This is a genomic window from Paenibacillus sp. JL3B1040 (genome assembly GCF_057063165.1).
Genome location: NZ_CM169317.1, coordinates 3,137,540 through 3,151,900, shown reverse-complemented (window position 1 = coordinate 3,151,900; position 14,361 = coordinate 3,137,540). Strand labels below are relative to the sequence as shown.

12 protein-coding genes are annotated in these 14,361 nt (G+C 54.3%); 10 read left to right on the top strand and 2 right to left on the bottom strand.

What is annotated here, in order from left to right; genetic code table 11:
• The first annotated feature begins 9 nt into the window (after positions 1-9).
• On the top strand, positions 10-498 hold the full coding sequence (locus tag ACZF99_RS14190) for a MarR family transcriptional regulator (protein WP_483605717.1): 489 nt from the start codon (positions 10-12) through the stop codon (positions 496-498).
• A gap of 54 nt (positions 499-552) precedes the next feature.
• Positions 553-1,572 (top strand): nitroreductase family protein, encoded by a 1,020-nt coding sequence (locus ACZF99_RS14185; protein WP_483605716.1) that lies wholly within the window; start codon positions 553-555, stop codon positions 1,570-1,572.
• On the opposite strand, the gene ACZF99_RS14180 is transcribed toward ACZF99_RS14185, so the two are convergent.
• Positions 1,573-2,004 carry a VOC family protein gene (locus ACZF99_RS14180; RefSeq protein ID WP_483605715.1) on the bottom strand — a complete coding sequence of 144 codons (432 nt, stop codon included), beginning with the start codon at positions 2,002-2,004 and terminating at the stop codon, positions 1,573-1,575.
• Between the two features lie 410 nt (positions 2,005-2,414).
• Between ACZF99_RS14180 and ACZF99_RS14175 the strand changes: the two genes are divergently transcribed.
• From ACZF99_RS14175 to ACZF99_RS14140, 8 genes are all read left to right on the top strand, one after another.
• Positions 2,415-3,278 (top strand): MurR/RpiR family transcriptional regulator, encoded by an 864-nt coding sequence (locus tag ACZF99_RS14175; protein WP_483605713.1) that lies wholly within the window; start codon positions 2,415-2,417, stop codon positions 3,276-3,278.
• Positions 3,279-3,480: 202 nt separating this feature from the next.
• On the top strand, positions 3,481-4,395 hold the full coding sequence (gene murQ, locus ACZF99_RS14170) for an N-acetylmuramic acid 6-phosphate etherase (RefSeq protein WP_483605712.1): 915 nt from the start codon (positions 3,481-3,483) through the stop codon (positions 4,393-4,395).
• Between the two features lie 27 nt (positions 4,396-4,422).
• Positions 4,423-5,877: an ABC transporter substrate-binding protein gene (locus ACZF99_RS14165; protein ID WP_483605711.1), complete on the top strand. Its 1,455-nt coding sequence runs from the start codon at positions 4,423-4,425 to the stop codon at positions 5,875-5,877.
• Positions 5,878-5,979: 102 nt separating this feature from the next.
• Complete coding sequence (locus tag ACZF99_RS14160) at positions 5,980-6,885, top strand: carbohydrate ABC transporter permease (RefSeq protein ID WP_483612733.1); 906 nt, start codon at positions 5,980-5,982, stop codon at positions 6,883-6,885.
• 22 nt (positions 6,886-6,907) lie between these two features.
• Positions 6,908-7,768 carry a carbohydrate ABC transporter permease gene (locus tag ACZF99_RS14155; protein WP_483605710.1) on the top strand — a complete coding sequence of 287 codons (861 nt, stop codon included), beginning with the start codon at positions 6,908-6,910 and terminating at the stop codon, positions 7,766-7,768.
• The gene (locus ACZF99_RS14150) at positions 7,768-9,039 is read left to right on the top strand and encodes an anhydro-N-acetylmuramic acid kinase (protein WP_483605709.1); all 1,272 of its coding nucleotides are present in this window, start codon (positions 7,768-7,770) and stop codon (positions 9,037-9,039) included. The genes ACZF99_RS14155 and ACZF99_RS14150 overlap by 1 nt, the downstream gene beginning before the upstream one ends.
• A gap of 7 nt (positions 9,040-9,046) precedes the next feature.
• A complete protein-coding gene (locus ACZF99_RS14145) occupies positions 9,047-10,189 on the top strand; it encodes an exo-beta-N-acetylmuramidase NamZ family protein (protein ID WP_483612731.1) in 1,143 nt (380 codons plus the stop codon).
• A 112-nt stretch (positions 10,190-10,301) separates the two neighbouring features.
• Positions 10,302-11,225 carry an N-acetylglucosamine kinase gene (locus tag ACZF99_RS14140; protein WP_483605707.1) on the top strand — a complete coding sequence of 308 codons (924 nt, stop codon included), beginning with the start codon at positions 10,302-10,304 and terminating at the stop codon, positions 11,223-11,225.
• A 1,231-nt stretch (positions 11,226-12,456) separates the two neighbouring features.
• Here ACZF99_RS14140 and ACZF99_RS14135 read toward each other — a convergent pair.
• Positions 12,457-13,617 (bottom strand): IS4 family transposase, encoded by a 1,161-nt coding sequence (locus tag ACZF99_RS14135; RefSeq protein ID WP_483605706.1) that lies wholly within the window; start codon positions 13,615-13,617, stop codon positions 12,457-12,459.
• Between the last annotated feature and the right edge of the window lie 744 nt (positions 13,618-14,361).

Below are 14,361 nucleotides of genomic sequence, written 5' to 3'. Positions count from 1 at the left end.
GGCGAAGGGATGGATTCTTCCGATCGGATTAAGGCGTTGATTTACGAGCAGGTTCTGCATTACTCTCATTTATACGAACAGGCTCTGGAGTTGGAGCTCTCGGAACTGAAGGCGTGGGGCGAGGTCAAGGATCTGCCGGGATTGCCGGGCAACTTGTCGACCATCCACGTCCTGGAGTGCATCGGCGATCACGAACCGATCAACCATTCGGCGGTTGCGGAGAAAATGAATTTGTCGAAAGCGAGCATTACGAAGATCAGCACGAAGCTGTTGTCGCTCGGATATATCGAGCGAATCCAGCTTAACGACAACCGCAAGGAAGTGTATTTCCGGCTTACGCCTCAGGGGAACGAACTGTACAAGCTGCACGAAGCTCTGCATCAAGAAGAAGAGCGGCGGTTTATGCGGTTTTTAAACGACTATTCCGATCGCGAGCTCCAGACGATTTTGCGTTTTCTTCGAGGGATGGCTAAACAGATCCATGAGCGGAAGACGTAATTTTTTTACGTTGATAGTTTACTAGTAAACAAAATGAGTGAGAGGGGTATGAGGATGGATTTTTCCCAAACGATTCTGGAGCGCAGAACGATCCGGAAATTTAACGCTTCGCCGGTATCTCGGGAACTGGTCGCGGCTCTTATCAACGAGGCGGCGGAATTATATGAATGCGAAGGAACGCCGCGGTGGCGCTGCATCTATGCCGGTACGCCGGAATCGAGAGAGCGGCTCGCGGACTACATGATGGCCAAGATGCTGGACAGCAAGCTGGGCAAACTGATCCCCGCCAAACTGATCGCCAAGAGGGTAACGGATATTCCTGCGCACCTGATCGTCGTGGCGGAATCCGGCGCCGACCCGCGCCAAAGCGATGAAAATTACGCCGCTGCCTGCAGCATCATGCAGACGTTGCAATTGCTGGCTTGGGAGCGTGGCTTGGGCGCGTTATGGGATACGGAGCCTTTCCTGCAGAGCGAGTCGTTTTTTACGAGAATCGGTGTGCGGGAGGGTGAGAGATTTGTCGGCATTTTGCATATGGGTTATTTCGATAAAGCGCCGAAAGGGCGGAAAAGAACGCCGGCGGAGCAAAAATGGACGGTCCTACATGGGAGCGGAGAGCTTCCGGGAATGCCGTCCGATGCCGGGGCGCTATCCGAGCGCAGCATTCTCGATATGCTGAACGCCGCCGTTTGGGCACCGAATGACGGGATGAGGGAACCGTGGCGATTTATTTTCGCGACCGGCGGGGAAACGGGCGGTAATGTTCAAGAGGCCATTCCGGAAGGTGCGAAGGCACGTCTCCTCGTCGTGGCGAAGGAAGAGTCGGATCCGCACAAGCGGGAGGAGGATTTCGCGGCGGTATGCTGCCTGATCCAGAACGTTGAGCTATTGGCCAAATCCAAGCCTTGGGGCGTGCGCCGGACCAGACCCGAATGGATTTACGATCCCAAGTCGTGTCGGCTTTATGGCGTCGAACCGGGAGAGCGGATCGCGGCGGTGCTGGAACTGGGAGCCCGGAAAGCCCATCCGACAGCAAAATTAGCCGCTCCCCGCGTGAACTGGTTCGAATTTTAATCACATGACGTTTCTTCCGTCGTCGTAACTAAGCTGCCATTCGATGCCGTATCGGTCCGTAACGTTGCCGTAGCAGGGGCTCCAGAACGTTTCCTGCAGCTCCATGCGGACCGAGCCGCCTTCTTTCAGCCGTTCGAAGGCGGAAGTGATTTCTTCGCGGTTTTGGCTGACGAGCGCCAAACTGATATTGGTTCCGACGGTATAGGGTGAACCCGGGAACACGTCGGAGAACATCAGGTTGCTGCCGCTGACCTTCAGGTTGGCGTGCATGACCCGGTCTTTCGCTTCTTCGGGAAGCGTATGATTCGGCTCGGCGGAATGCGCTTCGCCGAAGGTCATGATCTGCGGTTGCTCGACGCCAAACGCTTTGGCATAAAACTCGACCGCTTCGCGGCAGTTGCCGTCGAAGTACAAATAAGCGTCAATAGGCATGGTTCTTTTCCTCCTCATATTCTTTATTTTTGCGATTCCTACTCCATCATTTCCAGAATGGTTCGCCCCCAACCCCTTCCCTTGCAAGTCTGAAAGTCCAGACATGATACGTTAGCGCATCATCCAAACATGGGAATAATTACCTTAAACATTCAAACCGACACCCGGTAGGATATCCGTCTGTATGATTTCAAGCCAACACTGGGAAGAATCTGGGTTTGTCTTTTAAATTGCGATAATAATATTCGCAAATTAAACTCATAAAGTCATATTAACTTTAAAATAAATTGCCAAACCTTGCAAACGAATTTCCAAAAAAATTCACATCGTTTGCTTGTTTTTTGTCAGGTTTGCGCTTAATATATGAATGCGAGTCTAGTCATCATAACCAGAGTGAGTAGGTAATGTATATGGCGATTAACGATAATATTCTGATTAAAATCCGCGATATGAAGGAGAGCCTGACGCCGGTAGAGCGAATGGTGGCGGAATATATTCTGGCCAATATGGAGGAGATCCCCCACCTGTCGATCAAGAGCTTGGCCAAGCTCAGCAAGACGAGTGACGCTTCCGTACTCCGCTTCTGCAAAACGATGGGGTATAGCGGCTACCGCAGCTTTATCGTCAGCATATCGGCGGCACTCGGTTCGATGGAGGATGAGCGCAAGGACCAATATACCGATATCCAGCCGGGCGATGATCTGAACACGATTATCGCCAACATCTCGCGCAACAACATGAAGTCCATCGAGGACACGCTCAGCGTGCTGGACCGCGTCGAGGTTGCCCGAGCCGTCAAAGCGCTGCGAGCATCGAACCGTATCGTCTTCTTCGGGATTGGCGCATCCGGGTTGGTGTGCCGGGACGGGGAGCAGAAATTTTCAAGAATCAACAAGATGTGCCATGCGTACACCGACGGCCACAGTCAACTGACAGCGGTGACGCTGCTCGGCAAAGGGGACGTCGCGATCTTCGTCTCCAATTCCGGCGATACGGTGGAGATTCTGGAAACGCTCGATATCGCCAAGAAGAGCAGCGCTACAACCATCGCCATTACGAAATACAACAAGAGCGAGCTCGCCGATAAAGCGGATATCCTGCTTGGTATTTCCACGCCCGAGGTAACGATGCGCAGCGGAGCGATGGGTTCGCGCATCGCGATGCTGACGGTGATCGATATGCTGTTCGCCGGGGTGGCCAGCGCGGAATACCAGAACGTGAAGAAATATTTGTCCAAAACGCACAATATATTAGCCGGCAAGCACAAGAGATAACCATCAACGAAACGTCCGAAGACATGGGGTCCTGCGATCCGATGTCTTTTTTTGTTGAAAAATAGAATAAAAAATCAAAATTAAATTGCATTATAAAATTTTATTTCAGAATCTATTGACGATACAAAGTTTTCCACTTTAATATATGACTCAAGAAACGCATGAATCAGACCAGATCATCAGTGAGGAGAAGGAGAGCGCCATGGAACAATATTTTGCCGGGCTGACGACGGAGGCCATCAACCGGAACACGCAAATGATTGATGAATGCTCGACCGAAGAAATGCTGCGTCTGCTCAATCGGGAGGATGCCACGGTGCCCGCCTCCGTAGCCGCGGAAATTCCGCAGATCACCAAGGCGGTGGATATTCTGCACCATCTGCTCAAGCAGGGTGGAAGAATGTTTTATATAGGGGCGGGGACCTCCGGAAGACTGGGAGTGCTCGACGCTTCGGAATGTCCGCCCACCTTCGGCATCGATCCTGCAATGGTGCAAGGTCATATCGCCGGAGGAGATCTCGCTTTAAGAGTGGCCGTCGAAGGGTATGAGGACAGTGAAGAGGAGGGGATCGCGTTAATCGAACGGCTGGGGGTGTCGGACAAGGATGCCGTCATCGGCATTTCCGCCAGCGGCAGCGCCAGCTTCGTCATCGCCGGACTGAAGAAAGCCGCCGAGCTTCGGGCAACTACCATCGGCATCGTGAACAACAAACGCTCGAAGCTTGAGGAGATTTGCGACATTTGCATCGCACCCGTCGTCGGACCGGAAGTCATTATGGGCTCTACCCGGCTTAAGGCGGGAACGGCGCAAAAACTGGTGCTCAACATGCTCACGACCTGCACGATGGTGAAGCTGGGGAAAACGTACAACAACCTGATGGTCGACTTGAAAGCCAGCAACAAGAAGCTGTACGACCGTTCCATCCGCATCATCAAAATCGCCACCGGGGTAGACGGCGAGACCGCAGCCGAGGTCCTGAAGAAAGCGTCGCTCAACTGCAAGCTGGCCATTCTCATGATCAAGACGGGAATGGATACCGGGCAGGCCGAGCGCGTACTGAACGAGTGCGAAGGCAATCTGAAGCGGGCCATCCGCACGCATAATGAAATCGTCTAGCACGATCATCCAGGGGGAGGATTATCCATGAGAAAAAGGCATGTACTGATATCCGTATTGGCTTTTACCCTATCCATCGCCTTATTGACGGCATGCGGCTCCGGGAACAATGCCGCAAATGGCGGCAATACCGCGGCCCCGAACAATTCCGGTGGGTCCGCAAACGCGCCGGCCGAGGCCAAAGACACGATCACCGCGCTGCTTCCGCCGGTTTCCGGCAATTTTCAAAGTCATTTTGAGCAAATGGAACAAGACTTCAGCGCTCTTTACCCCCATTTAACCTTGAAAATCGAACCGGCCAGTTGGGAGGACATGACGCAAAAGCTGGATACGCAAGTGAATGCCGGCAGTCCTCCGGACATCGCCTTCATCGGCTCGGACGGCATTTCCAAATACGTGCAGCAGGGCATGCTCATGGACATCACGGACACGGTCACGCCGGAGATGATCGCGGACTATGATCCGACCCCGCTCGAATACATGAAGAAAGGCGAGGGACTTTACGGATTCCCGGCCTACATGGAAGTTCACGCGCTCGGCGGGAACAAGCAATTTCTCGAGGAAGCGGGGATCGACTGGAAAGACGTGCAGCAAAACGGCTGGACGTACGAAGAGTTCCGCGAAGCGATCAAAAAGGGAGTCGTCAAGGAAGGCGATACGACCAAACGCTACGGATTCGTATTTGCGACTTCCGGCGTGACGGCGAAGGACTATTTGAACATTCTGATCAAAAATGCGGGCATGCCGGCGGCGTTTACGAAGGATTTGAAATTTGCCTATACGAGCAAAAATTATCTGGAGGTGCTGAAGGCGGTCCGCCAACTGATCGACGACGGCTCGATGCCGAAGGAACTGAGCTCCGTGGATGCCGGCAAACGCTGGAACATGTTCCTCACCGGGCAAACGATGATCACCGGGAAAGGTCTGGCGACCTTCGAAAATTCGGCAAACCAGAACAACGAGAAGCTGAAGGCCAACGACGGCAGCGCCGTAGCCGGCAGCATTCCGGTCGAGTACATCGTGCTTCCGGTGCCGACGTTCCTCGGGCAAGCGCCGATCTCCAGCACGGTCGTGGACGGTTACGTCACCTTCCGCGGCAAGAAGGAGCCGACCGCCGAGCATAAAGCGAACGTTGTGAAGGCCGCCTATTTCCTGGCCAGCGGCAAGGTGGCGGCCACGACGAACAACGACTTGTTTGCGGCCCATATCACGAAGAGCGCGAGAGAAGCCGCCAAAGACATGACGGTAAACCGGAATCCGGATAACGTGGCTGCGGTCGAAACGCTGCTGTCGCATGCCAACCCGGCCCGTCCGGACATCCCGGTGGAGCTTGGGGCGCAAGCGATCAAGCTGGAGGACGAGGTCATCATCCCGAAGCTGCAAGCCTTGCTGGCCGATGAAATTACGCCGGAGGACATGTATGAAGCGGTGAAAAGCGAAGCGATCAAGCTGTTCGGCGAAGACGGCGTCGTGATCGACTAGCCTCAAGGCTAACGGATCATCGCGCGAGAGATTGCGCGGTGATCCGAACCGTTCGTTACTCTAACGCAAAGGAGTTTGGACGTTATGGCCCAGCCTGCAAAAATGCAAACGGCAAAGACGACGACAACGAAGATCTTGCGGCTTAAGGGAGACGCTGCCTGGGCGTATGCCTTTATCGCCGTGGCGCTGGTCGTCTACGCGATTTTTACGGCCTACCCGGTTGTCAGCGCCTTGATCATCAGTTTTCAGGAATATAAACCGCTGGGTTCCAGTTTCGTCGGGTTCGAAAATTACGCAAACACCTTCACGGATTCCCTGTTTTGGAAATCGATCAAAAATACGGTCGTCTACACGATTCTCACCGTTCCGGTGTCCTTATTCCTGTCCTTCGCCGTCGCGATCATGATCCTTCCGCTGCGGAAAGGGCTGCAAACGACGTTCAAAGCGATATATTATTTGCCGGCGGTCGCTTCCGGCGTGGCCTTATCGGTTGTCTGGCTGTGGATCTTCGACCCGATGACGAGCGGGATTTTGAACCGGCTGCTTAGCCTGTTCGGTATTGCGAACCAGAACTGGCTGGGGTCCAGCACGACGGCGATGTTTTCGCTGGTGCTCATGGCCTGGTTGTCCAGCCACGGCACGAGCATCATCATTTATTTGGCGGCGTTGCTCGGAATCGACAACAGTTATTATGAAGCGGCGGAGCTGGATGGGGCTTCGTTCACTCAGAAGCTGTGGCATATCGTGATCCCTTGCCTCAAGCCGACGACGTTGTTTTTGCTTGTGACCGGGGTCATCGGTTCGTTCCAGGTGTTCCAGAACGCCTACCTGATGACCGGCGGCGGGCCGGACAACGCGACCACGATGGTGGGGCTGCTGATTTTCAACAATGCGTTCAAATATTTCGAATTCGGCGAAGCGGCGGCGCAATCCCTGGTCCTGACGGTGATTATCGCCGGCATCTCGCTGATCCAATTCAAGTCTATGGCTGGCGACGTCGAATATTAGCGCGTGAGAGGAGGAGGACCCCATGGCGTTATACAGCACCCACACAGGGCACAAACAAGTCAAGCTGATCCGGAACGCGGGGCTGATGCTCGTTCTTTTGCTTTTCGCGCTCGCGACGCTTTTCCCGATTTATTTCATGATCATCTCGTCCTTCGGCGATCCCGTGGAAGCGGGGGCGCTCAGCTATTCCTTATGGCCGGGCAAGGTCTCTTTGGAGTCCTACCGTTTTTTCTTCGATTATAGCGAGCATTCATACCGCTGGCTGCTCAACTCGTTGATCGTGGCGACCAGCGTCATGGTGTTTAACGTCGCTTTTGCCACTTTGGCGGGTTACGCCTTCTCCAAAATCCGCTTCCGCGGCAGATCGGTGTTGTTTTCGATTTTGCTGTGCGCGATGATGATCCCGTATCAAGTGACGCAGGTGCCGCTTTACATTTTGATCGTCAATGTGTTTCAGATTGAAAATACGTACGGAGCCTTGATTTTGCCGGGGCTGGTCACCGTCTTTAATATTTTTCTCGCCAAGCAGTTCATGACTTCGATCCCTTCGGAAATTCTGGAGTGCGCCAAAGTGGAGGGCTGCAATCAATTCCAAATCTTCACTAAGGTCGTCCTGCCGCTGTCCAAAACCGTGATGGCGGTAATGGCGATATTGACTTTCATGGACAGTTGGAATACGTTCTTCTGGCCGTTTCTGGTGACGAACACGATGGACATGCAAACGATTCAGGTCGGCCTCAAAAATTTCCGGTTCGCCAACACGACGTATTTCGCGCCAATGATGGCGGGTGCGACGATTTCGGCGCTGCCGATGTTCGTCTTGTTCTTTAGCCTGCAGAAATACTTCCTGGAAGGCGTGACCGTGGGGGCGGTGAAGGGTTGATGGCGAAGGTGGGTTTGGAGGGAATGGGGGCGGTAGCCGAAACCCGTCGTTTTGCGGTAGGGCTGATGTCCGGGACTTCCGTCGACGGCATCGATGCGGCCGTGGTGGAGATTCGGGGGGATCTTAGCGGTATCGGCAAACCGGAAGCGCGACTGGTGGCGTTCGAGAATCTGCCTTATCCGGATGGCGCGAGGGCGGAAATCTTTGCGATGTTCGATCCCCGGCAAGCGACGGTCGATCGGGTCGGACGGCTCAACGTATGGCTCGGCGAGCTGTTCGCGCAAGCGGCGCTTACCGTGATTCGCCAAGCGGGCTTAACCCCCGGCGACATCGCCTGGATCGGCTCGCACGGGCAGACGATTTATCATGCGCCGGAGAGGCAGGCGGCGGACGGTTTGGATTTGCGATTTACGGTGCAGATCGGTGAAGGAGCGGTCATTGCGGTACGGACCGGCATCCCTTGCGTTTCCGATTTCCGCGTCGCCGATCTGGCCGTAGGCGGTCAGGGCGCGCCGCTCGTTCCTTTCACGGAATATATGCTGTATCGGGAGGAGAAGCGAACCCTGCTGTTGCAGAACATCGGAGGCATCGGCAATATGACGGTCCTTCCCAAAGGCTGCCGGGCGTATGAGGTGTACGCGTTCGACACCGGTCCCGGAAATTTGCTGATCGACGGCGTAGTCGCCCGGTTGACGGGAGGCAAAGAGAGGATGGACGCCGGCGGAAGGCTGGCCGGACGCGGCCGGGTTCATGCCGGGCTGCTCGAGGAATTGAAGGGCGAGCCCTATTACCGCCAGCCGCTTCCCAAGTCGACCGGCAGGGAGCTCTTCGGCGCGTCTTACGTCGACCGGTTGCTGGACTACCGGGCGCGGCACGGCCTGACGGCCGAGGACCTCGCGGCGACGGTGACACGGCTGACCGCGTGGACGATCGGCGAAGGTTACCGGCGGTTTGTCCGGGACCGGCACGCTGCCGACGCCTTGATCGTTGGGGGAGGCGGGAGCTATAACCCCGTGCTGATGAACATGCTTCGGGACGAGATGAATGCGATGGGCGTCGCCGTGCTGACGCAGGAGGATCTCGGGCACAGCAGCGACGCCAAGGAAGCGGTGGCGTTTGCGCTGCTGGCCGGCTGCACGCTGGCCGGGCGTCCGAACAATCTCCCGGGCGTGACCGGGGCGTCCCGTCCCGTGGTGATGGGAAAGATCAGTTATCCGTTTCAGGGGTGCGAGTGCGAACGTTGGCCGGCGTCAATTGAAGAGAGGGGATGAGTGCATTGTGGTGAAAAACGGGATTGATCAGCTTGCTGCGCATACCAAACTGCTGCAAGGCCAAAGGCTCGGGTTGATTACGTCGCCGACGGGACTGACCTCCGACTTCGTCTCTACGATTCAACTGCTGCATGAACGGTTCCATCTTGCGGCTTTGTTTTCGCCGGAGCACGGCGTTCGCGGGGATGCGGCGGCCGGCGCCCGGGTCGACGCTTATGTCGACCCGTTGACGGGCGTGCCGGTGCACAGTTTGTACCGCCGGGATTCCAAGCGGATGACGCCGGAAATGCTGGATGCGGTCGATGCGGTCGTGTACGACATTCAGGACGTAGGCATTCGTTATTATACGTACATCTATACGATGCTGTACGCCCTGGAGGATTGCGCCAAGGCGGGCAAACCGTTTATCGTGCTGGACCGGGTCAATCCGCTGGACGGCATCACGGTGGAAGGCAATGTGCTGAAGCCGGGGTTCGAATCGTTCGTCGGCAATTACCCGTTATGCGTCCGGTACGGTCTGACCGCCGGGGAAGTGGCAACGATGGCGAACGATCAGATGGGCTGGCATGCGGAGCTGCATGTCGTTCCGTGCCAAGGCTGGGAACGGAGCATGCTGTTTCCGGAAACGAGGCGGATTTGGGTGCACCCGTCGCTGAACATGCCGCGGTTCGAAACCGCGCTCTTGTACGGCGGCACCTGCCTGTTCGAAGGGACGAACCTGTCGGAGGGACGGGGGACCAGTTTTCCGTTCGAAATGATCGGCGCGCCGTACATCGAGCCGGAGGCGCTGGCCGCGGAAATGAACGGCAAACGCCTGCCGGGCGTGCGGTTCCGGCCGGTCTATTTCAAGCCGACGACGTCCAAGCATGTCGGCGAGCTTTGCGGCGGCGTTCAGCTGTACGTGACGGATCCGCGGGCGCTGAAGGCGGTGGAAACCGGCTTTACGCTGCTGGAGACGATTCGGCGGAACTATGAGGCATTCGCTTTCCTGCCGCCGGGTCAGGAGAACGGCAAGCCGTTCATCGATTTGCTGAGCGGCGACAAGCTGTACCGGGAAGCTGCGGTGCCGCTGCCGGACTTGCTGGAGCAGTTCCGGGCGGAAAGCGCCGCGTTCGCAGAGATGAAACGGCAGTATCATCTTTATTCATGAGGGGAACGCAGGGATCGTTTGATCTACGCCGACGGCGTTGGCGTCGCTGGTTCAAACGCTAAGCGGTGCCGGGCGGGCGGATTGCCATCTTGCTGAAGGAAGGAAGATGAGGATGAGGTATGTGGCAGGCATCGACGGCGGCGGCACCAAGACGGCCGTGACGGTGGCCGACGAGAACGGAAAAGTGGTGCAAAGCTTCGAGGCGGGCCCCTTGAATCTTAACGGCCAGGATGCGGATGCGGTGGAACGCACGATGAAGGACATTCTGGAGAACGCGGTAAGGATTGTCGGCGATCCGAAGCGGTTGGAACATATTAGTCTCGGCGCCGCCGGGATCAGCAACCCGGCGGTGTCGGAGCGGCTGACGTCGCTCGTCCGCACGAACGGGCATGCCGGCGGTTTGACGCTGGTCGGCGATCACGAAACCGCGCTGTGCGGCGCTTTGGAGCGCCCGTACGGGATCGTCCTGATCGCCGGCACCGGGTCGATCTGCTTCGGCCGGAATGCGCGCGGCGATACGCATCGGACGGGGGGCTGCGGCCACCTGATCGATGACGAAGGCAGCGGCTACTCCATCGGCCGTGAGCTGCTCGGCGCGGTCGTCCGGGCGGCGGACGGCCGGATCGCCCCCACCGCGATCACGGAGCTGGTCTTCGCGCAGCTGCAGCTGGGCTCGGTGCGGCAATTGATCGGGTTCGTGTACGACAAACGCACGAACAAGAAGGACATCGCCGCATTGGCCCCGTTATTGTCGCACGCCTGCGAGCTTGGCGATGCGGCGGCGCTGGCGATCGCGCGGCGCAGCGCGATCGCCTTGGCGGATCTGGCCGCTCCCGTGGCCGAACGGCTCGCCCTGCAAGCGGGCGAGCTGGCCATGGCCGGGAGCGTGCTGCTCCGCAGCGCGCACGTGCAGGCGGGCTTCCGGGAGGCGCTGAACCAGCGCTTCCCGGCGCTCACCTGCGCGCAGCGCCAGCATGACGCGGCCTACGGCGCGGTCATGCTGGCGCTGCGCGCGCTGGAGGCCGGGCGCGGCTAAGCCGCCCGGCCGAAAACGACGGCGTTTCCCGCTTTGGAAAACGCCGTTTTTTTGTCGAAATAGCGTGGCTAAGCCGCTGATATCGGATGTTCTCTTTCCGGAGCGAAGCGGAAGTGAAAAAGTAACGCTATTGCTCGGAGATTGGGAGAAATGCGGACAGTTGGAGTCACTTAAGGTGAAAAATTCACTCTATTTCGCTCAAATTAGGCGATAGTGAGGAAATAGGGTGAAAAAGTAACGCTATTGCTCGGTGATTGGGCGAAATGCGGACAGTTGGAGTCACTTAAGGTGATAGAATCACTCTATTTCGCTCAATTCGGGCGATGGAGAGGAAATAAGGTGAAAAAGTAACGCTATTGCTTGGTGATTGGGTGAAATGCAGGCACTTGGAGTAACATAAGGTGATAGATTCACTCTATTTTGCTCAAATCCGGCGAAGGTGAGGAAATAGGGTGAAAAAGTAACGCTATTGCTCGGTGATTGGGCGAAATGCAGGCAGTTGGAGTAACATAAGGTGATACATTCACTCTATTTTGCTCAAATTGGACGATAGTGAGGAAATAGGGTGAAAATGTAACGCTATTGCTCGGAGTTTGGGCGCAATGCGGGCAGTTGGAGTCACTTAAGGTGATAGAATCACTCTATTTCGCTCAAATCCGGCGAAGGTGAGGAAATAGGGTGAAAAAGTAACGCTATTGCTCGGAGATTGGGCGCAATGCGGGCAGTTGGAGTCACATAAGGTGATAGAATCACTCTATTTCGCTCAAATCGGGCGATAGTGAGGAAATAGGGTGAAAAAGTAACGCTATTGCTCGGGGGTTGGGGGAAATGCGGACAGTTGGAGTCACTTAAGGTGATAGATTCACTCTATTACGCTCAAATTGGGCGAAGGTGAGGAAATAAGGTGAAAAGGTAACGCTATTGCTCGGTGATTGGGCGAAATGCGGGCAGTTGGAGTCACTTAAGGTGATAAATTCACTCTATTTTGCTCAAATTAGGCGATAGTGAGGAAATAAGGTGAAAAAGTAACGCTATTGCTTGGTGATTGGGCGAAATGCGCACTAGCCTTGCATAGAAGCTGACATGGATTGGATTAAGAATCAAAAGTATACATGAAATGTATCTAGATCAAATATTTTGCAGTTAGTTATCCAGGCTCATCGCCAAAAAGTCGATCTCCCTGTAAGCATAGGATCATGTTACCAATTATTGTATATATGCCCTTGTGTAACTATTTCTTGATCAATTTTACGGTCTTGTGCACCTTAGGATGCTTTCGAGGGCGACCGAGCTTCTTTTTCTTACGCCTACCAAGTGAATGCTTGGTCGGCTTGCGGTTCAATCGCTCCACAAATGCAGTCCATGAGGATGTTATATACGCTCGCAGCATCTTCAAAAAGGACCACAAGCGCTGAGGGGGTGCGGACTCTTGATGAATCAACTGCAGTAAGGCATGAGCAATCATCGCCAAATAGATTTGGTTCCACACCGCCTCTGGCTTGTAGCTGTATAGATGAACAAGACTTACATGTTGTTTCATCCATTTGAAAAACAGCTCGATGGCCCAGCGCCCACGATAGATGTCACTGATCTGTACAGCTGCTCGATCCCATACGTTTGTCAGAACCCGGTACAGACGTTCTTTGTCATCGATGTATTCCACCAATCGCAAAGAAACCTCCACTTGTTCTTTCGTTTCTTTATCCGTGTAGGATACGGTGACATCGGCATCGCGAAGGATCGAAGGGAACTCGGAAACATCGCGTTCTTCCTTCACAACGGTTCGGCTGTTTTTCTGGATACGTGCGACGAAGCGAATATTGTTTTCTAACCAATGCTTGAATTGGCTATACACAATGTAACCGCGGTCCATCACATGAATCGCCTTGGGATCGACGACGAGATCCAGCGCGACTTCCGAGTCTGCGACGCCTCGAGTGGAACAGACCATCTGATCGCAATAGCAGAGGCCTGGGCGGGCTAATACGACACTCGTATGAATCTTAATGCCATTGCTTGTCTGTGAATTATAAGCCCATTTACCCGCCATCTCTGGAAGAGACAACACCGTCGAATCGATGATGCGCAGCTTTCCGAGATGAGCCCCTTTTTGCGCTGAACAAACCTGATTTTGCTTAGAGATCAATTGGAACCAAAGCTCTTGCAGTTCCACTAATGGAAGTGCGTTTAAGGTCCGGTCAATCTGAGAAGCGCTGATGCGGACAAGACCAATATCTTGTTGTAACTGCGGATTCGCATCGAGATGAAGGCTAATGGCCTCCAAATCGCTACGTTGGCTTAATTGGGCTTCGATCAACAGCTTAACCGCTTTGACGAAAGTGAACTTGCGACGATAATTAAACAACGGAAAATGATCGTCGGATAAATCCATGTAATCTAGGCATTTACAAATGACGGTCTGATCTGGTACATTACCCATGGTGAGCTCCTTTTGTGAGAGGAATGGGTAACATGCCTATCCTTCAACATTAGGAGTTTTTTTATGGATTTCCAGAGTGATTCCATCAATTTCTTCAATATTTAGGAATTTGTGAGAATATTATTTTTCTTATGTCAGGTTTGGTGCAAGGCTAGTGCGAAATGCGGGCAGTTGGAGTCACATAAGGTGATAGAATCACTCTATTTCGCTCAATTCGGGCGATGGAGAGGAAATAAGGTGAAAAAGTAACGCTATTGCTTGGTGATTGGGCGAAATGCAGGCACTTGGAGTAACATAAGGTGATAGATTCACTCTATTTTGCTCAAATTCAGCGAAGGTGAGGGAATAGGGTGAAAAAGTAACGCTATTGCTTGGTGATTGGGCGAAATGCAGGCACTTGGAGTAACATAAGGTGATAGAATCACTCTATTTCGCTCAAATTCGGCGATAGTGAGGAAATAGGGTGAAAATGTAACGCTATTGCTTGGCGATTGGGCGAAATGCAGGCACTTGGAGTAACATAAGGTGATAGATTCACTCTATTTTGCTCAAATTGGACGATAGTGAGGAAATAGGGTGAAAATGTAACGCTATTGCTCGGAGTTTGGGCGCAATGCGGGCAGTTGGAGTCACTTAAGGTGATAGAATCACTCTATTTCGCTCAAATCCGGCGAAGTTGAGGAAATAAGGTGAATA